The sequence below is a fragment of the Aeromonas bestiarum genome (assembly GCF_000819745.1).
GTDB classification, from domain to species: Bacteria; Pseudomonadota; Gammaproteobacteria; order Enterobacterales; family Aeromonadaceae; genus Aeromonas; species Aeromonas bestiarum.
In genome coordinates this window covers 1-22,198 of the sequence record NZ_CDDA01000039.1, presented here as the reverse complement: position 1 = coordinate 22,198, position 22,198 = coordinate 1, and the positions used below count along the sequence as shown (strand labels likewise).

Sequence of the window (22,198 nt, the reverse complement as noted above, 5' to 3'; positions counted from 1 at the left end):
ATGCCCGTCAACCAGATGGCGACACTGCCGTTGCACCTTCCAATTTTCCTCTGTGCTGATAGGCCGCTGCGGTTGAGCGGTTATATCACCGCCCGCTATTTATTAATTTGTTGATCTTGCTCAGAAAACCGCCCGCTTGCACTTTTCACCCCAGCCCCGTTCGGTAACATAGCCGCTTGGCAACCTCTCGCAGGAGTCAGCCATGAGCCAAACCAGTGCCATATCGCAGGTAACAAGCAGCAAACTGGAGGCTGGAATTCAGGGGCGGTAGCGTGGTTTTTGTAAGTTGATCCAGAGCGTAGCGAAGCCCAACAGACGAGCATTATTACGCCAACCATAGCGGGATAAATATGGATTTGGCCGAACGGTAAAACAAATTTGCAGATACGTTTCGTGGTAAACGTTGGGCTTCACTTCGTTCAGCACCAAGCTACGATTGTTAGCCCAACATACGAGATGTTAAGCATTCAAAAAGGTTTTCAAATGGGTTTCGAAGATATAGTAAGCGTGTCAACGGTCATAATTGGCTCAATTGGGAGTGCAGGTGCAATAATTTTTGGACTGTCATCTTGGCTGGGAAAAGTGTGGGCAAATCACTTGATGAATACTGAGAAGTTTAAACATCAGCAAGAGCTTCTAGTCATTACTGAAGAGATTAAAAATAAAAATATTGTTGCGTTAGAAAAACTAAAAGCTCAAATAGAATCAACCTCTCATATCGAAAAGCTTGATAAAACTCATGAACATGAGCAAAGGAAGAAAATTAAAGAAGTTATCTCAAAAAACAAGGTAAATATCATTGACGCTGCAGAATCATTAAACCACAGAATGTGGAACTTTGGTGATAATCATTCAGAGGGCTGGCATGTTAAAAATGATAGGAAGATAGACAGCCAATATTATCTATATTCTTTTGCTTACAGGTTGTTAGCTTTTTTTTCATGGTGCGATAAAGTTGAGAAAGAAATGATTTATTTAGATTCGACAATTGCAGAAGAAAAAGATCTTAATTTTGTTAAATTCCTAAAACTGTTTCCACAGTTAATGTGTGATGCATCTTTATTTAAAGACTTAGAATACGATTATAGCCATGACACTGACCACTTTTATAAGAACAACTTTCAATCATCTATAAATCAAATCAGTAGAAAAGATGGGGTAATAACCTTCGAAGATTTTAAAAGTAAAATAGAGAGAAATGAAATTAATGTAGATAAAGTTATCGACTTTTTATCTGGTATAAACCCGAATGAGAACAGATTGCGTTGGTTCCGTTTAGAGTCGATGCATTTTGTATTGTTGATGTTTATAAATACCTTTGGCTATGATTTTCAATATACTGACATTGAAAAGATTCGGGGTTTGTTGAAAAAACATAAAGACAATCCAACATTTACAAACTTAAATAGAATGATATGTGATTTTAAGTTACAAGATAGCTCTGAGGTTAAATTGATTTCTTCAGAGCTAAACTCCTAACAAGCACTTTAAGTCTGAACTCCAATAGCTGGCTGAATTTCGCTGCGTTAGGTATTTTAGCCGACTATTTTCGTCCGTTTAAGTTGGCGTTAAATACCAAGGAGAGTCATGAATAAGCCAAACCAAAGGATAGGAGCAAAATCCAATGCTCATGTAGGAAGAGATTTTGAGCTGGCTGCGAAAAGCTTCTTTACCAATGAAGGACTTTCTCTTGATACTAACATAAAGATACCGATTGGTATTAGTGGGCTTAAGAAGGTCCATGCTTTTGATTTAGGCAGCCTAAATGGAAAAATCTTAATTGAATGCAAATCGCACAAATGGACAGCACCGAATGACAACGTCCCCAGTGCTAAACTGACAGTTTGGAACGAAGCTATGTATTATTTTTTAGCAGCTCCTTCTGACTACCGAAAAATAATGTTCGTACTCCGTGACTATAGTGAAAAACGTAAGGAAACGTTGGCGGAATACTATATTCGCACTTATCGCCATTTGATTCCAGAAGGTGTCGAGCTGTGGGAGTACGATGAATCAAACATGTCAGCCCGTAGATTCAAATAGCGCAGTGTATTCGGACAATCGCGAATAACTCCACAGAGATATAAGCAAGGATCGGAAGCCCCCCTTGCGGCGTTAATATCGGCTTCGGTGAGGTGGCTCAAGGGGCAACAGAAAGGTGGGTGTCCCAGAATTTACTGCCCCAGATTTCACTTCAACATTTTTCGTTGTCACTCCCTTAACCAAACGTTATATGTCAGAGCAAACTGAAGGAATAAAATGGCACGCCTAGCACCAAAAACTGATGTGTTGAGAGCACTCTTCGCTAGATCTGGAAATCAATGTGCCTTTCCAGGTTGCACTCAGCCATTGATCAATGACAAGAATAAATTCATTGCACAAGTTTGTCATATTGAAGCTGCCTCGGAGGGTGGGGGACGATTTAATCCAGATGGAAATGACGAGCATAGAAGAAGCTACGAAAACCTACTGATTTTATGCTATCCACATCATATTGAAACTGATGATATTGAAGAGTATCCAGTAGACAGGCTCTTACAGATAAAAAGAGAGCATGAGCAGTTATTTCTTAAGTCTGACTTCAAAATTGATGAGTCGGAACTTACAAAGCTCTCTTATGAAATGGAAAAATATTGGTCTAACATAGAACGCCTTAATAAATTTGATCACATATTTTCAGATAGCGGATTAGCGATGGATGTAAATGGCAGGAATAGTTTCTTTGATGTGATCGCTAGTGCTTATGATGCTGTTAATGGTATTGAGTTCCTTCTAGAGTCATTTCATAAGAGTGATGAAGAACTAAAATCAGACTTTGCAGCACTCCTAATTAAAAAGGGTATACCTCCTGAGTTGTTCAGTGACATTCCATATTATGAAAATCCTTTTGAAAACAGGAATTGGGAATCACATAATCTCGGAACACCAAACTGGCTTCAGCGGCTCAGAATTGACCTCGTTCATATTGAGGTTAAATTTCTAGAAGAGTATTTAAAAACTCATAGCGATGATCTCCATGCTAAAGCCAAATTCGAAAAGGCTAAAAAAGCGCTAAAAGAATATGCTGAGACTGCAATGCATGTTGACTAAAGGTATAACAAGGGGCCAATGTCCCCTTGTTTATCAATAATCCGGCCAGACAATCAACCTCAGTCAATCAACTCCCGCAGCCTTAACGCAGTAATCAACTCATCCACCAGCTCTTCCACCGATTTACCGGCGTTAAGCAGATGGATTTCCGGCTGCTCGGGCGCCTCGTAGGCGGAGTCGATGCCGGTGAAATTGCGGATCTCCCCTGCCCGCGCCTTCTTGTAGAGCCCCTTGGGATCGCGCTCTTCACAGACGGCGAGGGGCGCATCGACAAACACCTCGACAAACTCGTCGGCGCCTAAGAGGTTGCGCACCAGTTCCCGCTCGGCACGAAACGGCGAGATAAAGGCGGTGAGCACGATAAGGCCCGCATCCACCATGAGTTTTGCCACTTCGCCGACCCGGCGAATGTTCTCCTGACGGGCCGCATCATCGAAACCGAGATCCCCACACAGGCCGTGGCGCACATTGTCCCCATCCAGCAGGTAGGTGTGCTTGCCCTCGGCCGCCAGCGCCTGTTCCAGCGCCCCCGCCAGGGTAGATTTGCCCGCTCCCGACAGCCCGGTAAACCAGATGACCAGCGGCTTTTGCCCTTTCAATTCGGCCCGACTTGCCTTGTTCACGGCATGCTGGTGCCACACGATATTACTCATTCAAACTCCTCGATCACTCAGGCTCATCAACATGGGGAAGGAACCAACGAGCCCCCCTCACCCTCTCCCGGAAGGAGAGGGAATATTTGCCCCCTTCTCCCTCTCTTTTTTAGTCGGCGGGAGAAGGGTTGGGGATAAGGGGACGCGCTTCATCGCGCCCTCTCCCGAGGGAGAGGGCGCTTGGCTCTACTGCTTGCCGCTGTCGTTGCCGATGGCCAGCGCCTGCCAGTGCGGGAAGTGCTTGCGCACCAGAGCGTTGAGCTCGATCTCGAACTCGCTGTACTGCCCTGCCACCGCCTTGGCCGCCAGCCCTTCCACTATCATGCCGGCCCCAACGGTGACGTTGCTCAACCGGTCGATCAGGATGAAGCTGCCGGTGTCGCGGATCTCCTGGTACGGGTCGAACGCCACCGGATCGGTCAGGCTCAGCTCGCACAGGCCTATCTCGTTGAGCTTGAGCTCATTCGCCGCCAGCTCGTCGAGCTTGTTGATCTCGATGCGATGACGGATGGCCTCCACCTGACCACGGGTCTTCTTGGTGGCCAGCTTGATGTCATAGACCCGGCCCGGTTGCAGGGACTCCTCCCCCATCCAGACGATATGGGCCAGCACGTTCTGGGTCACCTGGGGTTGCCTTGCGGCATCCACCAGCAGATCGCCGCGGCTGATGTCGATTTCATCGGCAAAGGTGACAGTGATGGCCTGACCCGGCAGGGCATACTCCAGATCCCCGTCGAAGGTGACGATGCGGGTCACTGTGCTCTCTTTGCCGGACGGCAGCACAGCCAGCTTGTCGCCGACCCGCAGGATACCGGCCGCGAGCGTGCCCGCAAAGCCGCGAAAATCGAGGTTGGGGCGGTTCACGTACTGCACCGGCAGGCGCACCGGATGACGCTCCAGCTCGCGCTCCACCTCGGCATTTTCCAGCAGGGAGAGCAGGGTTTCGCCCTGATACCAGGCCAGCTTGTCGCTCGGGTTGACCACGTTGTCGCCGTCCAGCGCCGAGACAGGCACTATCTGTATGGTGTCGACGCTGAGCTTCTTGGCGAACTCGCGATAATCGGCACTGATGCGCTCGAACACCTCCTGGCTGAACTCCACCAGATCCATCTTGTTGACCGCCACCACGAACTGCTTGATGCCGAGCAGGCTGGCGATAAAGCTGTGGCGACGGGTCTGATCCAGCACCCCCTTGCGGGCATCGATCAATATGATGGCGAGATCGCAGGTGGAGGCGCCGGTGGCCATGTTGCGGGTGTACTGCTCGTGGCCCGGGGTATCCGAGATGATAAATTTGCGCTTGGCGGTGGAAAAATAGCGGTAGGCCACGTCTATGGTGATGCCCTGCTCGCGCTCGGCCTGCAGGCCGTCCACCAGCAGCGCCAGATCCAGCTTCTCACCCGTGGTGCCAAGCTTCTGGCTGTCGGACTCCAGCGCCTTGAGCTGATCTTCATAGATCTGCTGGGAGTCGTGCAGCAATCGGCCAATGAGGGTGCTCTTGCCGTCGTCCACGCTGCCGCAGGTGAGAAAACGCAGCAGGCTCTTGTGCTGCTGGGCGTGCAGGTAGGCTTCAATGCCCTGTTCGCTGATGGCGGTCTGAATGTGGTTGTTCATTTGCGATTCCTTAGAACATTTTTTTAGAAATAGCCCTGACGCTTCTTCTGCTCCATGGAGCCTGCCTGATCGTGGTCAATCAGCCGCCCTTGCCGCTCGCTCGAGGTGGTGAGCAGCATCTCTTCGATGATCTCAGGCAAGGTGGTGGCATCGGACTCGATGGCCCCGGTCAACGGGTAGCAGCCGAGGGTTCGGAAGCGCACCAGCTCCTGCTTCACTTCATCTTCAGGGCCTATGGGCATGCGCTCGTCATCCACCATGATCTTGATGCCATTGCGCTCCACCACCGGGCGCACGGCCGCGAAGTAGAGCGGCACTATGTCGATGTGCTCGAGATAGATGTATTGCCAGATGTCGAGCTCGGTCCAGTTGGAGAGCGGGAACACCCGTATGCTCTCTCCCTTGTTGACCTGGCTGTTGTAGACGCGCCACAGCTCGGGACGCTGGTTTTTCGGATCCCAGCGGTGAGACTTGTCACGGAAGGAGTAGACCCGCTCCTTGGCACGGGACTTCTCCTCGTCACGGCGGGCACCGCCGAAGGCGGCATCGAAGCCGTGCTGGTTGAGCGCCTGCTTGAGCCCTTCTGTCTTCATGATGTCGGTGTGCTTGCCGCTGCCGTGCACGAAGGGATTGATCCCCATGGCGAGGCCATCCGGATTCTTGTGGACGATGAGATCCAGCCCGTACTTTTTGGCGGTCTCGTCGCGGAATTTGATCATCTCCTTGAACTTCCAGTCGGTGTCGACGTGCAGCAAGGGGAAGGGGATCTTGCCCGGATAAAAGGCCTTGCGGGCCAGGTGCAACATGACGGAGGAGTCCTTGCCGATGGAGTACATCATCACCGGGTTTTCAAATTCGGCAGCCACCTCGCGGATGATGTGGATGCTCTCGGCCTCCAGCTGCTGCAGATGTGTCAGTCTTTCACGGTCCATGTCTGGGTCCTCGGTTCATTGCTAACGCGCCTGGTCAGGGCGCGGTGTTGGTTCAGGTCGGTGCCGCCATGGCTGCACCGTCAAATCGATTCTTTACTCTGCAGGCTCACGCCAGGTGCACCAGCTTGAGATCACTGCCATTCAGGTCGCCGCTGCTACCCGCCTCATCGCCACGCGTTTCACCAAACCAGGCCAGCCGGTCGCGCAGGGCAACCACCTCGCCGATGACGATGAGCGACGGGCTCACTGCCTGCTCGGCCAGCACGGCCAGGTCAGCCAGGGTGCCGGTCAGCACGCGCTGACGGGCCGTGGTGCCCCGCTCTATGATGGCGATGGGGGTTTGGCTGCTGCGGCCATGGCTCACCAGCTGCTGCTGAATGTGCTCGGAGCGCATCAGCCCCATGTAGACGACCAGGGTCTGGTTGGTGGTGGCGAGCTGCTGCCAGTCGGGCTCCTTGCCCTCCTGCTGGCAGTGGCCAGTAATAAAGACGGCGCTCTGGGCATGGTCGCGGTGGGTGAGCGGAATGCCGGCATAGGCGGTGGCACCGGCGGCGGCCGTGATGCCGGGCACCACGGAGAAGGGGATCCCCTCTGCCGCCAGCACTTCCAGCTCCTCACCGCCACGGCCGAACATGAAGGGATCGCCCCCCTTGAGCCGCACCACACGGTTGCCTGCGCGGGCATGCTCCACCAGCAGACGATTGGTCTCCTCCTGGGGCACGCTGTGGGCACCGGCCTTCTTGCCGACCGAGACCAGAGTCGCATCGCGGCGCACCAGATCCAGGATCTCCGGGGAGACCAGCTGGTCATAGAGCACCACTTCCGCCTGCTGAATTTGTTGCAGCGCCTTGAGGGTCAAGAGGCCAGGATCGCCAGGACCCGCACCGACCAGCACCACCTCGCCTACCTCAGTCTGGGCCTTGTCGAGCCCTTCGTTCAGCCAAGTCTCGGCGTTCTGCCAATCCTGTTTTTCGATGAGGCCGGCCAGGGTATTGGAGGCAAAGGCACGCTCCCAGAAGCGGCGGCGATCGGAAATGGATGAGAGCACCCGCTTGGCCTTGTCACGTACCCGGCCGGAGAGTTCGGCCAGACCGCCGAGATGGCGGGGCAGCAGGCTCTCGAGCCGCTCGCGCAACAGGCGCACCAGCACGGGGGCCTTGCCACCGCTGGAGACGGCGACCATCAGGGGAGAGCGATCTATGATGGAGGGAAAGATGAAGCTGGAGCGCTTGGGGTCATCCACCACATTGACGAACAGACCCAGCTGGTTGGCGCTCTGATAGACGAGGGCATTGACCTCGAGATCGTCGGTGGCGGCCACCACCAGGATCTGGCCGGTCAGATGAGCCGGCGTAAAACGCTCGACCAGATGGGTGAAACGACCGGCAAATTCGGCGAATTCGGGTTCAATCTCGGGAGAGACCAGGGTCAGCCGGGCACCTGCTGCCAGCAGCAGGCGCGCCTTGCGCAGGGCCACCTCCCCCCCGCCTACCAGCAACACGGGGCGGCCTTCCAACCTGGCAAACATAGGTAAATAATCCATTTCGGCCCATCCCTTGGAACACGACTAATATGGGGCGACTATAGGCAGGGCTGCTTATCCCTCAAAATAATAAAAAATGCTTTTTAATGCGTTTTAGTAATTAGCAAAGCCGTATGATGACAAAGGCGAGCGAACATCCTTGTGGTGCTCGGCGCCAGGCCATAGGCTAGTGAAAGTGTTTCATAAGGAGCTTAATAATGAATGAGTCATTGATTGTGCTGGGGATCTTCGTGTTCCTGGTGATCATCACCCTGAGTGCCGGGATCAAGATAGTACCGCAGGGCTACAACTGGACAGTGGAGCGCTTCGGCCGCTACACCCGCACCCTCTCTCCCGGCCTCAACCTGCTGATCCCCTATGTGGACAGGGTCGGCCACAAGATCATCATGATGGAGCAGGTGCTGGACATCCCGGCGCAGGAGGTGATCTCCCGCGACAACGCCAACGTCACCATAGACGCCATCAGCTTCGTGCAAGTAGTGGATGCCCGCAAAGCGGCCTATGAGGTCAACGATCTCACCAGCGCCATCCGCAATCTCACCATGACCAACATGCGGACCGTGCTCGGCGCCATGGAGCTGGACGAGATGCTCTCCCAGCGCGACACCATCAACGAGAAGCTGCTGCGCACCATGGATGCGGCCACCGCCCCCTGGGGCATCAAGGTGACCCGGATCGAGATCAAGGATGTACGCCCGCCGCTGGCGCTGGTGGAAGCCATGAACGCCCAGATGAAGGCCGAGCGCCAGAAACGGGCCGAGGTGCTGGAAGCCGAAGGGGTACGCCAGTCCAAGATACTGAAAGCCGAAGGCGAGAAGCAGTCCCAGATCCTCAAGGCCGAGGGTGAGCGTCAGGCCGCCTTCCTCGCCGCCGAAGCGCGGGAGCGGGCTGCCGAGGCGGAAGCCAAGGCGACCCATATGGTCTCAAAAGCTATAGCGGAAGGGGATATGCAGGCCATCAACTACTTCGTTGCCCAGAAATACACCGAAGCGCTGGCCCGTATCGGCGAAGGCCCCAACAGCAAGATCATCATGATGCCGCTGGAAGCGGGCAGCCTGATTGGCTCGGTCGCCGGCATGGCCGAGCTGTTCAACAAGGACGGCAAGAGTAGCAAGTCATGACAGCCCTGTTCGAGGGGCTGACTCACTGGCACTGGCTGGGACTCGGCTTCGTGCTGCTGGCCATAGAAGTGATGAGTTCGGTGGGTTTCCTGCTCTGGACCGGCATAGCCGCGCTGGAAGTCGGTCTGATCCTGCTGCTCTGGCCCTTCGGCTGGCAGGCGCAGCTGCTGCTGTTTGCGGTGCAATCCCTGCTCACCACCTGGGCCTGGTGGCGCTGGCAGCACCGGCAGGACAGCTCGGGTCAGGATGCGGCGGCCCCCATCAATGAGCGGATGCAGAGCTATCTGGGCCGTGAGTTGACCCTGCTGGATGATGTGGTGCAGGGGACAAGCCGGGTGCATCTGGATGACACAGTCTGGACTGTGCGCAGCCCAGTGCCGCTCACTGCGGGCAGTCGGGTCAAGGTGGTGGGGGCGGATTCCCATATCCTGCTGGTGGAACCATTGCCCTGAGGCGAGCGAGTGTCACCACGCACATCCGATAAAAAGGGCTCCACGGAGCCCTTTTTCGTTGCCTTGCCGACCTGCGCCGGCGTGCCTAGAAGGCGTCGCTGTCGAGGGCGGTGCGCAGCAGATCCTTCCAGCTGATGATGCCGACCAGGGCACCATTTTCCAGCACAGGCAGGCAGGAGACGTTCTTCTCCAGCATCATCTTGACGCCGTCGCGCACCGGCAGCTGGGGAGCTATGGTGACGGGGTGGCGACTCATGATCTGGTGGGCGCGCCGATTGAGGGTCTCGGTATCTCGGCTCATCTCGGCCTCGGAGTCGAGGTAGGGGCTGATGGCGCGAAACAGATCCCGGTCCGAGATGACCCCCACCAGCTCCTCTTCCTCCAGCACCAGCAGGTGACGAAAGTGAGCCTGCTCGAAGATATCCTTGATGACAGTGAGCCTGTCGTCCATGGAAACGGTGGCGACCCGGGTCGTCATTATGTCCCTGATAAGCATGCTAACCTCCCCAACCCTGGCTGATTTCTCTGTTATGGCATGTTTTTGCCCCCCCAGCCAGTGGGAGCCCCCCACCTCAAGTGCAAATCTGCGCCATTTCACGTAAGATCCGCGCCAGTTTTTCTCCTCCATTTGAGCAAGCAGACCCCATCCATGATAGTTGCCAGTCAAATCGAACTGATCCGCGGCGGCCGCAAGCTGCTGGACAACGCCTCCGCCACCATACACCCGGGCCACAAGGTGGGCCTGGTGGGTAAAAACGGCTGTGGCAAGTCCACTTTTTTTGCACTGGTACGGGGCGAGCTGGCCATCGACAGCGGCAGCTTCAGCCTGCCCGCCGGCTGGCAGATCGCCGGCGTCGCCCAGGAGACGCCGGCCCTTGACTGCTCCGCGCTGGAGTACGTGATTGACGGCGACAAGGAGTTCCGCTCGCTGGAGGCCCAGCTGGCCCAGGCCGAGCTGGATGACAACGGCATCCTGGTGGCCGAGCTGCACGGCAAGCTCGACACCATAGGCGCCTACAGCATTCGGGCCCGCGCCGCCGAGCTGCTGCACGGTCTGGGTTTCAGCGACGATCAGCTCGCGTCACCCGTCAGGAGTTTCTCCGGTGGCTGGCGCATGCGTCTGAACCTGGCCCAGGCGCTGCTGTGCCGCTCCGATCTGCTGCTGCTCGATGAACCGACCAACCACCTGGATCTCGATGCCGTCATCTGGCTGGAGAAGTGGCTCAAGGGCTATCAGGGCACGCTCGTGCTGATTTCGCACGACCGCGACTTTCTCGACTCCGTGATCAGCCGCATCATCCACATCGAGAACGGCAAGCTGAACGAATACACCGGCGGCTACTCCGACTTCGAACTGCAGCGCGCCGAGCAGCTGGCCCAGCAGCAGTCCATGTACGAGAAGCAGCAGCGGGAGGTGTCCCACATGCAGGCCTATGTGGACCGCTTCCGCTACAAGGCCTCCAAGGCCCGTCAGGCCCAGAGTCGCCTGAAAGCCATGGAGCGGATGGAGAAGCTCCTGCCCGCCCACGCCGACTCCGAGTTCAGCTTCGAGTTTCGCGAGCCGTCGGCCCTGCCGACCCCGCTCATCGCCATGGAGAACCTCAGCGCCGGTTACGGTGACAAGGTGATCCTGGAGAAGATCAAGATGAACCTGGTGCCTGGTTCGCGCATCGGCCTGCTCGGTCGCAACGGCGCCGGCAAGTCCACCTTCATCAAGATGCTGTCGGGCTCCAATCCCCCCCTGTCTGGCAAGCTGGAGGTGAGCGCCGGGGTCAGCATAGGCTACTTCGCCCAGCATCAGCTGGAGACACTGCGCCTCGACGATACCCCGCTCGACCATCTGGCCCGCCTCGCGCCGGACAAATCCGAGCAGGAGCTGCGCAACTATCTGGGCAGCTTTGGCTTCCACGGTGACAAGGCGCTCGACAAGGTGGCCCCCTTCTCCGGCGGCGAGAAGGCGCGGCTGGTGCTGGCCCTCGTCACCTGGCAAAAACCAAACCTGCTGCTGCTGGATGAACCGACCAACCACCTGGATCTGGAGATGCGCCACGCCCTGACCATGGCGCTGCAAGGCTTCGAGGGCGCCATGGTGGTGGTCTCCCACGACCGGCACCTGCTGCGCACCACCACGGATGACTTCTATCTGGTGCACGGTGGCCGGGTCGAAGCCTTCGACGGCGATCTGGACGACTACCACAAGTGGCTCGGCGAGCAGGAGAAAGAGGCCAACGCCAAACCAAGTGATGGCATCATCTCCGCCAACTCGGCGCTGGCGCGCAAGGATCAGAAGCGCCGCGAGGCGGAGTTCCGGCAAGCGACCAGGCCCCTGCGCCAGAAGCTGGAGAAGCTCGAAGCCAGCATGGAGAAACTGCAGACCCGGCTGGCTGCGGTGGAAGAGCAGCTGGCCGATCCCGCCATCTACGAAGAGAGCGCCAAGAACAAGCTCTCCGAACTGCTCAAGTCCCAGGGCCCCATCAAGGAGGAGCTGGAAGGGGTGGAGCTGGAGTGGATGAGCCTCTCAGAGGAGCTGGAAACCATGGAGCAGGCCTTCTTTGCGTGACGAACAGCTGATGGCGGCCGAGCGGGTCGCCGTGCACGAACTGCCGACGCCGCTGGGCTTCTGGCACTGGAGTGGCAAGGTCTATGGCGAGCGCAGCCAGGACTGGCTGACCGTGCAGGCGCAGGGCGGCAACGTCAATCTGGCGCTCTTGCTGCACCGGCTGGATCAGACCGATATCCAGGTCGACCTGACCGATCTGCAACCTGCGCTGGTGCAGACCGAGGCGGTACTGACCCCCTGGCGTACCCTGCGCCAGAGCGCCAAGTCACGGCTGGATGAGGAAGAGTATCAGGCCATGCTGGCCCACGAGCTGGAGCTGGAACGGCTGCAGCAGGGCGTCCTGCTGCAGACGCTGCGCAGCCTCACCCTGTTTCGGGGCAAGAGCCACAATTTGTTGAACTATCTATCGTTACTGGGGGCTCAGCAGGGCCCCCTCAGAGATCTAATATGCTGAGTTATCGCCACGCCTTTCACGCCGGCAACCACGCCGACGTGCTGAAACACGCCGTTCAGGCCCTGATCATCGAGTCTCTCAAGAAGAAGGATAAGCCCTTCATAGTGCTGGACACCCATGCCGGTGGCGGTCTCTACGACTTGCGCGGCGACTGGTCCCAGAAGAAGGCGGAATACGCCGACGGCATAGGCCGGCTGTGGGATGAACGGGCCCAGTGGTCTGCCATGGCCCCCTATCTCGGCGTCATCGAAGAGATGAATCCCGGTCAAGAAGGAAACGGTGGCGAGCTGCACTACTACCCCGGCTCCCCCGAACTATCACGCCGCCTCGCCCGCGAGCAGGACAAGCTGGCGCTGATGGAGCTGCACAACAACGAGGTGGAAGACCTGCGCGCCAACATGGGCTACGACCCTCGTGTCGCCGTCCACCACCGTGACGGTTTCGAGGGGCTGGTAGCCCTGCTGCCACCGACCCCGCGTCGTGGACTGGTACTGATCGACCCGCCCTATGAGCTGAAGGAAGACTACTTCGCCGTGGTCGATACCCTGAAAAAGGCGCAGAAACGCTGGGCGACTGGCATCTATGCGCTCTGGTATCCCATCCTGGGTCAGGAGGCGGACAAGTCTCGCGACATGCTCAAGGCGATCAAGCGGGAGAACTTCGGCAACGTCCTGGTGGCCGAGCTGGAAGTGGCCGGTCAGACCGCCGACTGGGGCATGAATGGCTCAGGCATGCTGATAGTGAGCCCCCCCTGGATGCTGGCCGAGCAGATTGAAGCCTTCTTGAAACCCTTGTGCGCCAAACTGGTCCAAGGCGCCGGTGCCCAGTACAGGATCGAGTGGCTGAACAAAGCCGCCGACTGAGGCGAAGCGCGAGCAGATCGAGCATCTACCTCAACCCCCTGTGCGCCAAACTGGCCCAGGGCGCCGGAGCCCAGTACAAGGTCGAGTGGCTGAACAAGGCCGAGGATTGAGCCCTCACAGGCCGCAAGAATGACAAAGCCCCGCAAGGGGCTTTTCTATTTCTGCCGTTACCGGTGGCGCGGGGTAAACGCTCTGCCTCGGCGGGCGGAACGCCCCACCATGGTGGCAGATCCACCCCCCTTGATAGGTTCTCCCTATCCGATCATTAGATGAGAATAGTTTTCATTTAATGTCATTCTGGCGGATACTGCTGTCATCACCAGAGGGAGCCACCATCATGAAAAAGACCATCAGCTTTGCCGCCCTGCACTTCATCGTGGCCTTTACCCTGGCTTACCTGCTGACCGGTGAGCTGCTCACCGCCAGCCTGATCGCCCTGATAGAGCCCGCCGTCAACACGGTCGCCTTCTACTTCCATGATCTGGGCTGGCACAAGTTCAAGCCCAGTCACAGCCTGCAGGCCAAGACCAGCAGCTTCGCCCTGGTGCACTTCTCCGTGGCCTTCGGGGTCGCCTACCTGCTGAGCGGCGAGCTGCTCACCGGCGGCGTGATGGCCATCATAGAGCCTGCCATCAACACAGTCGTCTTCTTCTTCCACGAGCGGCTGTGGCGCGCCCGCCAGCCACTGGCGCTGGCATAAGTCCGGGCCTGCACCGGATCAGCTCTGCCAACCTGGGCCGCCAAGTGTGAAAAAGCGCTCGGCGGCCCTGCAACATTGTGCTCTAGTAGCCGGGTATCCCACTCTTTTTACTGGAGTCTTTCCGATGAACAAGCTGCTTCTTGGCCCTCTTCTCTTTGCCCCTCTGCTGGCCTGTGCCGCTACCCCTTCCTTCGACTGTGCCAAGGCCCACGGCGCCGCCGAACAACTTATCTGCGAGAATACAGGGCTGGCGGCGCTGGATAACGAACTCGCGGCGCTCTACCCCAAGGCGATCGCCAATTTCTCCGCCGAACAGGCGAAGACGGAGAAGGCGATGCAGCGTGGCTGGATCAAGGGCCGCAACGAATGCTGGAAAGACAGGGATCCGCGTCAGTGCATCGACGCCAGCTACCAGATGCGCATCACCGAATTACAGGTGAAAGGTGGCCAGCTGACGGTGCCGACGCCGGTCGATTACCAGTGCGGCAACAAGGTCACCCTCTCCACCTATTTCTACAACGATGCCAAGCTGCCCGCCGCCGTGATCAACCTGAGCGAAGGGGATAGCCAGCAACAGGTGCTCGCCTATGAAGCCCCCAGTGCCAGCGGCGCCCGTTATGAAGGCCAGAACCTCGCGCTCTTCACCAAGAACAACGAGGCCAGCCTGGAGCGTTACGGCCAGCCGACGCTTAGCTGTACCGAGATCCCGACCAAGGGCAACTGACCTCAGTATGGGGGCCGCCTGCAAGCGGCCCCCTTGCCGGCCGCATGGCGCCCCGCTATGCCAGAGAGTGGCATCAGCCATCCAGAGTCACACACTCGCCAGCACCGCCTTTCGAAAACGCCTCCCACAGCTCCCTGCCATCTATCGATCAAACTGCCTTATTTATTAATTTGTTGATCCTGCCCAGAAATCTTCCATCTCGTCCTTCCCCTCTTCACCACACCCGCTAACATACCCGATTGGCAACAGATGCCTCGTCGGAGTCACCCATGAGCCCTGCCAACCCTCACCTCTTGGTCAAAAGCAGCACACTGGAGGCTGAAATTCAGGGGCGGTAGCTATGCTGTTTGGCTGGTCGGTTGTCAGTCTCAGTATCAGTATCAGTATCAGTATCACGACAACAAGCCAATGCAGCTGGCGATTGAAGTGAAATTGCGAAATTAAGCTGTTCATACGGATGACGCACAACTGGGTAAAAATGAAACGGAACAATATGCGATAACCGCAATAACTTTGGCTAATTTCATTGATTAACTAGCTAAAGAGGCTCATAAGAAGTCACTCAAATATAAGCCTGCCCCAAATCAACCTTATCTCCAGCTGTGATGAAATCATTTAAAAATTTAATATACCATAGGGCCTTATGAAAAAAGAATTAACTATCGGTGTTGTCTGCGCTGTATTAGGAAGTGCTTCCACAGTGGGATTTGACATTTTAAAATCAAGATACATACAGAGTGATGACCCATTATCACAAGGTGTTACAGAGTTAACTCATATAAGCAAAGAGTTAATTTTAGAACAAAAATCACTTAACTCTCGTATAGCATCTCTTGTGCAGAACCCAGATATCCCAAGTAGCCTTCACGTTGAGTTTGAAGATGTCATAAGTAGGGTTAACAACATAGTAAAAACTAGTGTTGAATTTGAATCTCGAACACGCGATGTTACTGGTCACGCGTTAGCACTAAGAAGTCGAAACGTAAACCTTAATTATAATTCTAATGCAGACCTCATTCTTTCATATGGACAAGCGGTCACTATTTGTGGAAACGAGAATACCTTAGGTGTTGAAAGAGAGTCTGGTAGGGATACAATTATCTACCTCAATAATAGTAAGCAATACGCAAGTATAGGCCAAGAGTATATATTTCAGTCGCCAAGGGGTACTAGTTTAGTTAGTTACCTTGGGAAACATTCTGAGCAATATCAATTTAGAATCGTGTGTGGAACAGAGGTTAAGAAAGTATAGGTGTATCGATCTAGTTGTCATTAGTCACCAGTCTCAAACCAGCGCCTTGTTTATACGAGTTAATTGGCGAAATGTAATCGCTAAGATAGCTCAATTCGATCTCCAAGGAGATAATGTATGGAAACACAAACACTGCATCGCGGCCGGATGATCGATCATATCCAGCTGGTGGTACAGGATCTTGCCGCCAGCCAGCACTTTTATTCCGCCATCCTTACCTCCCTCGATATTCCGCTAGGGGGTACGGGTGACGGCTACTTCTTGGCAGACGAGTTGTTTGTCACAGCTGTCGACAGCACGGCTGCGCTCGGCGTACTAACCGGCCGCCATCACCTCGCCTTTCAGGCACAGGACAGGGCCATGGTGGAACGTTTCTACCAGGCGGCCCTCGCCCACGGCGGCAAAGATAACGGTGCTCCCGGCGAGCGGGTATATCACCCCGGCTACTACGCCGCTTTTGTGCTCGATCCGGACGGCAACAATATCGAAGCGGTATATCACGGCGAGGCAACACGCAGCGCGGAGTCGGTAGAAATCCGGTTTTAGCACGCTGGTGGAGCGCCCGTGATTTAGGTGCTGATCATGGTGCAGTTTTCAGCTACGGCTCACACGAAATGGTGGAGTCTCAAAATACCCTTGTGGATATATGGCGAATATTCCCGTTACTATATGAAAACTTACCACATGAAAATGGTTATAAATAAAAAATGGACAGCAACTCTATAAAAAGCACAGAACACTGCATGATGTTTCTAGCCACGTTCGCGCGCTCTTATTACACGTTCTATGCAATAGATGAACACTTGAACAGTTTGGATGACAACACAGGAAATCTTTTCCCATTTAGAAGTATTTGCAACGCCCTGCTGTGCGACGCAGCAATTATCTGGTGTAAGGTTTTTGGCTCAAATAAAGAAAAAACACATTGGAAACTCACGGTGGATAATCAAGATGAATTCAGGTCTTTTCTTTTCTCTGAGTTAGGCATCACACAGAAAGAATTTAACTTGTACTGGAAGGACATCACCGAATTCAGAAGTAATATTGTCGCACATTTTAATCCTGAATATTTTGAGACTGGAGAAACCCCTAGTTTCGACATCGCAATGCAGTCAGCTGCGGCTGTGCATAAATATCTTCGCAAGCAATTCCAAAGCAACATTCAATACACAGGCCCTCTCTGCCTAGATGAGTATGGGAAAGCAACTGCAAGAGCGGTCATGAGTAAGCTTCATGTATAACAACATACTCAAAGAGCTCACTCCGTCCACTAGGACCAACAAAGCTACCCCTTAGCTTAATTATTATATTTTCCTAATTAATTTATGGTATTTTTTATTTTCGGACTGTTCACTGCCTTAGATCTTATAGCCTATCTATTCCAGAGAATCTGCCCCCCATCTCGGTAGCAGCAGTGGCTGGCAAGATGAGTGTTCTACCTTACATCGTTTAAATTTAATCTCTCTAGTGGATTAATACCGTATCTATCTAATCTCTGTCCATATAATAAGGAGTGAACTCGTTATGAATTATTGGGTCGTGGGTGCTACTTGGGGTGGTTCAGAAGACGTTCTGCCTCAATTTATAAAGCGTGGGTACTGGTATTGCTGGGATGCAAACAAATTTGAAAATGAAGCATCAGGTGTTGGTAACACTATAAAAAATCAGCAAGATCGTTTTGAGTTAGTCAAACCTGGTGATCGAATTGCAGTTAAAAGGCTTCTGGGTCAGGGTGCTTCAGAAATGGCAATTCTTGCGATTGGAGTGGTCAAAGATGTCGACCTTAAAGAATGGCGTATTTATGTAGATTGGGTTGCATCAGATATCAAGGATAGGAAAGTTCCACTGAAAGGCTGTGCGGCTTCAATTCATGGGCCATTTTCGAAAGAGGGCGGAGATACAGCATGGGTAAATCAAGTATTTTGCCTGTAACCATACCTAGTAAATTACTACACTGGAAAAATAACTCGCTGGCATTCACCCTTTCCTGTGAGTAAGGGGTTAGCATTCATTGGAGGATTTATGTCATCCTTAATATTTTATTCTGATGCAGAGCAGGCTCTCATTGCAACAGATACACTTGCAGTAAAGCCTGAAGGTGAGCCGCTATTATTTTGTTCAAAAGCAATACATCTACCTCATTTAAATATAGTTATTGCAGGAACTGGTCAAGGTGGTTTTTCTACTCGTTGGGCTATGCACGTTAACGATAGAATGGTAATAAATGGAATAAATAACTTAGACTTTCATACGCCTCAAGGTTTACGTGACCTTTGGGGGAATTATTGTGATGAGTTTAAGATTACTGGTTATGCTACAACCACTGTTTATCAATTCGGTTATTGCCAAGAAACAGACAAAATGGTGGCAATTGCTTATCGTTCAAAAAATAACTTTGAGTCTGAGCCTAGACCATATGGATTAGCAGCAAAGCCAGATTGCAAATTCCCGAGTGGGGATTATGCAACTCCCGCTGTATTCGTAGATATGATGAATGAACAACGAGAGATTCAAAGTAATGCAGCTAAAAACAAGAGAATATATATTGGCGGCAGGATTAATGTACTGCACGTAACGAAAAACGGCTGTCACTCTTATAACTTATATGAGTTCCCTGACTACAAAGAACATGAAAATAAGTTGCTCACCAACTATGCAAGCGAACGCCAGTCGTCCGTAGAATAGCACCGCGTCTTCGGACAATCGTAAATAACCCTACCACCATATAAGCTGGATTTATGGATTTTCCGTAGATGACCATATTTTCCCTTATGGGGTCGACCACAAACCCATCAGCGCCTGTTGTGGCCCTATGAGGGGTCAGCAGACACTTATCCTGTCATATCACACTCATGCACCGCGACACACCTCACTGCGCCGCTGACAGGCAGGGTATTGTTTCCCCCTGAAAGCCGCCGAGCCGAGTTTAGCGGGTCAGGAGCGCCGTCATGGACGACGGCGCAGCCGCAGGCGGCACAGGGATGTGCCGTGTGCGGCGATCCGTCCGACCCGATGAAGGAGGCGAGGGAATCCGCGAAGCGGACGGCTTGTCGGGGGAGAAGACCTTTGGTCTTACTTGCAATAAAAAGCGGGTCTTTCCAAAGTCACTCGCCCCGGCCCGAAGGGCGGGCGAAACCCCGTCGAGGACAAGGCCCTCGCATTCTATGGGGCAAAGCCACATCACAGAGCGCCATCGGCGCAATGCACTGCGCCGATGGCGCGCCCCTCCCCCACGGGGATTCTCTCCTGCCCGCCTCTGACCTATAGTGGCCCCTACTCGAACAACCTTTGCGAGCAGCAATATGTATATCGGCGAATTTGCCCGGCTGGCGGGCACTACACCCAAGGCGATCCGCCTCTACGAACAGATGGAGCTGCTGCCGGAACCCAGGCGGCGCGGCAAGTATCGCGTCTACCGGGCAGAAGATCTGGAATGGGTCCAGATCATCCGTCAGGCCCAGCAGTTTGGCTGCAAACTCAGCGAGCTCAGATCCCTGCTGGCCGGCCTGACCGACATGGCGCAGTTTCCCTGGCAGGAGGCCGAACGCCTGATCGCCTGCAAGCTGGCCCAGCTCGCCGCCGAGACGGCTCGCCTGCAACACCAGCATCAGCAGCTGGAACAGTTCGCCGAGCTGCTGCAACAGCATCCCTGTCGCACGCCTGTCCCCCAGCCAGACTAAGCCCGGGCAAACGCCCTTCAATGGCAAGCCGGTTGCACTGACCAGCAATCTCATGAAAGAGGGCAACTACCCCCCTTGACTCTGTCCCATGGGACAGAGGGTCTAATACGGGCTCACCCCATCAGGAGCCCTGACCATGCCACCCCGTCTGCTTGTCATCAACGGCAATCCCAAACCCGACAGTTTCTGCCATGCCCTGGCCCGCGAGTATGCTCGCAGCGCCGAGGAGGCCGGCGCAGAGGTCACCCTGCTGCACGTGGGCGAGCTCGCCTTCGAGCCGGACTTGCGCCATGGCTATGACCTTATGCCGCCGCTGGAGCCGGATCTGCTGGCGTTGCAGCAGAGCCTGACTGCCGCTCATCATCTGGTGATCGTCTCCCCCCTCTGGTGGGGTGGCATGCCGGCCCGTCTCAAGGGCCTGCTGGATCGCACCCTGCTCTCCGGCTTCGCCTTTCAATATGTCAAGGGCAAGGCACAGCCCCTGCGCCTGCTCGCAGGCAAGACGGCACGCCTGCTGCTCACCATGGACAGCCCTGTCTGGTACTACCGCTGGTGGCTGGGGGATCCCGCCTCGCGCATCCTCGACAAGCAGGTACTGGGGTTGTGCGGCATCCGGCTCACCCACCGCCAGTACCTGGGGCCCATGCATACAGCCAACAATCAGGACAGGGCCCGCTGGCTGACGCGCACCAGTGCGGCGGCCCGCGCCGATGTGCGCCGGCTAAGTCGCCGCCCATGAAAAAGCCCCGCATCGCGGGGCTTTTTATTATCAAGGGTGATCGACTCAGTTGACGGCCACCGGCTCGCCCAGCGCATCCGGCGGAGTCTGGAACTCACGCTCGGCTTCGTCGAAGCGATCCAGCATGGCCTTGGAGGGCACCTTGTCCAGCAGGCTGAACACCAGGATCGCCAGAGCGGAGAAGAGGAAGCCCGGGATTATTTCATAGAGCCCCAGCCAGCCAAACTGCTTCCAGACGATGACGGTCAGGGCGCCGACCAGCATGCCCGCCAGGGCGCCGTTGCGGGTCATGCGCGACCAGAGTACGGAGAGCAGCACCACGGGACCGAAGGCGGCACCAAAGCCGGCCCAGGCGTAGCTCACCAGCCCCAGCACCCGGTTCTCCGGGTTCATGGCAACGGCGATGGCGATGAGCGCAATCACCAGCACCATCATGCGACCGACCCACACCAGCTCTTTCTGGGAGGCGTTCTTGCGCAGGAAGGGCTTGTAGAGATCTTCCGTGATGGCGCTGGAACAGACCAGCAGCTGACAGCTCAGGGTACTCATCACAGCCGCCAGTATGGCGGAGAGCAGCACGCCGGCAATCCAGGGGTTGAACAGTATCTTGGACAGCTCGATGAAGACCCGCTCCGGGTTGCCGGTGACGCCGGCGGCCTGCTCGGTGAAGGTGGAGAAGTAGGCCAGGCCGAAGAAGCCGATGGCCACGGCGCCGCCGAGGCAGAGCACCATCCAGGTCATGCTGATGCGGCGGGCATTGGCCATGGAGTGGTGGGAATCCGCCGCCATGAAGCGCGCCAGTATGTGGGGCTGGCCGAAGTAGCCCAGGCCCCAGGCCATCAGCGAGATGATGGCGATGAAGTCCAGGTTCTTGAACATGTCGAGGTTGCTGGCATTCTGCGCCGCCACCTGCACCATGGCGGTGTCGATACCGCCGACCGCTATGATGACGAACACAGGGGTGAGGATCAGGGCGAAGATCATCAGGGTGGCCTGCACCGTATCGGTCCAGCTCACCGCGAGGAAGCCGCCGAAGAAGGTGTAGGTGATGGTGGCCGCGGCACCGACCCAGAGGGCGGTGTCATAGCTCATGCCGAAGGTGCTCTCGAACAGGCGGGCACCAGCCACCACGCCGGAGGCGCAGTAGATGGTGAAGAACAGCAGGATCACCAGGGCGGAGAGGATGCGCAGCACCCGGCTCTTGTCCTCGAAGCGGTAGGTGAAGTAGTCCGGCAGGGTCAGGGCGTTGCGGTTCTTCTCGGTGTGAACCCGCAGCCGACCGGCGACCCAGCGCCAGTTGAGATAGGCCCCCAGGGTGAGGCCGATGGCGATCCAGCTCTCCGAGATGCCGCCGATGAAGACGGCGCCCGGCAGGCCCATCAAGAGCCAGCCGCTCATGTCGGAGGCCCCGGCGGAGAGGGCGGTGACCCAGCTCCCCATGCGGCGGCCGCCGAGTATGTAGTCATCAAAGTTGCGGGTGGCGCGATAGGCGATAAAGCCGATCAGCACCATCCCGAGGATATACACCAGAAAGGTGATAAGCATGGGTGTACTGGCTGTCATTCAAAACTCCGTTATGTGACGTGTGTACCCGTTCTGACGACGGGCTCTTCCTTAAAAAACCGCCCTAGCTTAATCAGCAGATCCCATGACCTCAACCACTTTTAACAAATAAAAAACACAATATAAACGTTTCATCTTTAACTAACGAACCACTCAAGGAGCAATCAGCCGGATTTTATCCTGATGCAGCAACCGCTTATCGGGGCGCCCTCCCCCCTGACCCAGCCCGGCATGGCGGTAAAAAAAGGCTATGTCCCA

The 22,198-nt window shown here is 55.3% G+C and carries 23 protein-coding genes; 17 read left to right on the top strand and 6 right to left on the bottom strand.

The genetic code is table 11. The annotated features are described in order from the left end of the window. Positions 1-483: 483 nt before the first annotated feature. The 3 genes from BN1118_RS20855 (at position 484) to BN1118_RS19985 (ending at position 3,090) form a co-directional block, all read left to right on the top strand. Complete coding sequence (locus BN1118_RS20855; RefSeq protein ID WP_156995173.1) at positions 484-1,479, top strand: hypothetical protein; 996 nt, start codon at positions 484-486, stop codon at positions 1,477-1,479. A 108-nt stretch (positions 1,480-1,587) separates the two neighbouring features. Further along, positions 1,588-2,043 (top strand): hypothetical protein, encoded by a 456-nt coding sequence (locus tag BN1118_RS21455; RefSeq protein WP_084214217.1) that lies wholly within the window; start codon positions 1,588-1,590, stop codon positions 2,041-2,043. A gap of 216 nt (positions 2,044-2,259) precedes the next feature. Next, on the top strand, positions 2,260-3,090 hold the full coding sequence (locus BN1118_RS19985) for a hypothetical protein (protein ID WP_043557668.1): 831 nt from the start codon (positions 2,260-2,262) through the stop codon (positions 3,088-3,090). A 59-nt stretch (positions 3,091-3,149) separates the two neighbouring features. Here BN1118_RS19985 and cysC read toward each other — a convergent pair whose 3' ends face one another. From cysC to cysG, 4 genes are all read right to left on the bottom strand, one after another. Then, positions 3,150-3,743, bottom strand: coding sequence for an adenylyl-sulfate kinase (gene cysC, locus BN1118_RS19980; protein WP_043557667.1), 594 nt, complete (start codon positions 3,741-3,743; stop codon positions 3,150-3,152). 186 nt (positions 3,744-3,929) lie between these two features. Continuing rightward, complete coding sequence (cysN, locus tag BN1118_RS19975) at positions 3,930-5,357, bottom strand: sulfate adenylyltransferase subunit CysN (protein WP_043557666.1); 1,428 nt, start codon at positions 5,355-5,357, stop codon at positions 3,930-3,932. 23 nt (positions 5,358-5,380) lie between these two features. After that, positions 5,381-6,289, bottom strand: a complete 909-nt coding sequence (gene cysD, locus BN1118_RS19970; RefSeq protein WP_043557664.1) for a sulfate adenylyltransferase subunit CysD — start codon at positions 6,287-6,289, stop codon at positions 5,381-5,383. 106 nt (positions 6,290-6,395) lie between these two features. Further along, positions 6,396-7,832, bottom strand: coding sequence for a siroheme synthase CysG (gene cysG, locus BN1118_RS19965; protein ID WP_043557663.1), 1,437 nt, complete (start codon positions 7,830-7,832; stop codon positions 6,396-6,398). A gap of 197 nt (positions 7,833-8,029) precedes the next feature. On the opposite strand from cysG, the gene BN1118_RS19960 reads away from it, so the two are divergent. Then, on the top strand, positions 8,030-8,953 hold the full coding sequence (locus BN1118_RS19960) for an SPFH domain-containing protein (RefSeq protein WP_042869486.1): 924 nt from the start codon (positions 8,030-8,032) through the stop codon (positions 8,951-8,953). Continuing rightward, positions 8,950-9,405, top strand: coding sequence for an NfeD family protein (locus BN1118_RS19955; protein ID WP_042869488.1), 456 nt, complete (start codon positions 8,950-8,952; stop codon positions 9,403-9,405). Before BN1118_RS19960 ends, BN1118_RS19955 begins: the two co-directional genes overlap by 4 nt. Before the next feature lie 85 nt (positions 9,406-9,490). On the opposite strand, the gene BN1118_RS19950 is transcribed toward BN1118_RS19955, so the two are convergent. Then, on the bottom strand, positions 9,491-9,901 hold the full coding sequence (locus tag BN1118_RS19950; RefSeq protein WP_043138697.1) for a CBS domain-containing protein: 411 nt from the start codon (positions 9,899-9,901) through the stop codon (positions 9,491-9,493). 153 nt (positions 9,902-10,054) lie between these two features. Between BN1118_RS19950 and BN1118_RS19945 the strand changes: the two genes are divergently transcribed. The 12 genes from BN1118_RS19945 to BN1118_RS19905 all read left to right on the top strand — a co-directional run bounded on the left by BN1118_RS19945 (position 10,055) and on the right by BN1118_RS19905 (position 20,377). Next, on the top strand, positions 10,055-11,965 hold the full coding sequence (locus tag BN1118_RS19945) for an ABC transporter ATP-binding protein (RefSeq protein WP_043557662.1): 1,911 nt from the start codon (positions 10,055-10,057) through the stop codon (positions 11,963-11,965). After that, positions 11,958-12,419, top strand: coding sequence for a DUF2390 domain-containing protein (locus BN1118_RS19940; RefSeq protein WP_043557661.1), 462 nt, complete (start codon positions 11,958-11,960; stop codon positions 12,417-12,419). Before BN1118_RS19945 ends, BN1118_RS19940 begins: the two co-directional genes overlap by 8 nt. After that, positions 12,413-13,282: a 23S rRNA (adenine(2030)-N(6))-methyltransferase RlmJ gene (locus BN1118_RS19935; RefSeq protein WP_043557660.1), complete on the top strand. Its 870-nt coding sequence runs from the start codon at positions 12,413-12,415 to the stop codon at positions 13,280-13,282. The genes BN1118_RS19940 and BN1118_RS19935 overlap by 7 nt, the downstream gene beginning before the upstream one ends. A gap of 337 nt (positions 13,283-13,619) precedes the next feature. Then, positions 13,620-13,982: a DUF2061 domain-containing protein gene (locus tag BN1118_RS19930; protein ID WP_043557659.1), complete on the top strand. Its 363-nt coding sequence runs from the start codon at positions 13,620-13,622 to the stop codon at positions 13,980-13,982. A gap of 124 nt (positions 13,983-14,106) precedes the next feature. Next, a complete protein-coding gene (locus BN1118_RS19925; RefSeq protein WP_043557658.1) occupies positions 14,107-14,706 on the top strand; it encodes an MliC family protein in 600 nt (199 codons plus the stop codon). 643 nt (positions 14,707-15,349) lie between these two features. Further along, positions 15,350-15,958, top strand: coding sequence for a hypothetical protein (locus tag BN1118_RS21980; RefSeq protein WP_156995171.1), 609 nt, complete (start codon positions 15,350-15,352; stop codon positions 15,956-15,958). A 117-nt stretch (positions 15,959-16,075) separates the two neighbouring features. Next, positions 16,076-16,504: a VOC family protein gene (locus BN1118_RS19920; RefSeq protein ID WP_043557656.1), complete on the top strand. Its 429-nt coding sequence runs from the start codon at positions 16,076-16,078 to the stop codon at positions 16,502-16,504. A gap of 257 nt (positions 16,505-16,761) precedes the next feature. After that, positions 16,762-17,199, top strand: coding sequence for a hypothetical protein (locus BN1118_RS19915; RefSeq protein WP_156995169.1), 438 nt, complete (start codon positions 16,762-16,764; stop codon positions 17,197-17,199). A 283-nt stretch (positions 17,200-17,482) separates the two neighbouring features. After that, complete coding sequence (locus BN1118_RS21450) at positions 17,483-17,890, top strand: hypothetical protein (RefSeq protein ID WP_084214215.1); 408 nt, start codon at positions 17,483-17,485, stop codon at positions 17,888-17,890. A gap of 90 nt (positions 17,891-17,980) precedes the next feature. Further along, positions 17,981-18,643: a hypothetical protein gene (locus tag BN1118_RS21445; protein ID WP_209428891.1), complete on the top strand. Its 663-nt coding sequence runs from the start codon at positions 17,981-17,983 to the stop codon at positions 18,641-18,643. A gap of 617 nt (positions 18,644-19,260) precedes the next feature. Then, the gene (locus tag BN1118_RS19910; RefSeq protein WP_043557653.1) at positions 19,261-19,638 is read left to right on the top strand and encodes a MerR family transcriptional regulator; all 378 of its coding nucleotides are present in this window, start codon (positions 19,261-19,263) and stop codon (positions 19,636-19,638) included. 136 nt (positions 19,639-19,774) lie between these two features. Next, positions 19,775-20,377: an NAD(P)H-dependent oxidoreductase gene (locus BN1118_RS19905; protein WP_043557652.1), complete on the top strand. Its 603-nt coding sequence runs from the start codon at positions 19,775-19,777 to the stop codon at positions 20,375-20,377. Between the two features lie 45 nt (positions 20,378-20,422). Here BN1118_RS19905 and putP read toward each other — a convergent pair whose 3' ends face one another. Continuing rightward, positions 20,423-21,940 carry a sodium/proline symporter PutP gene (putP, locus tag BN1118_RS19900; RefSeq protein ID WP_043557651.1) on the bottom strand — a complete coding sequence of 506 codons (1,518 nt, stop codon included), beginning with the start codon at positions 21,938-21,940 and terminating at the stop codon, positions 20,423-20,425. Positions 21,941-22,198: the final 258 nt, after the last annotated feature.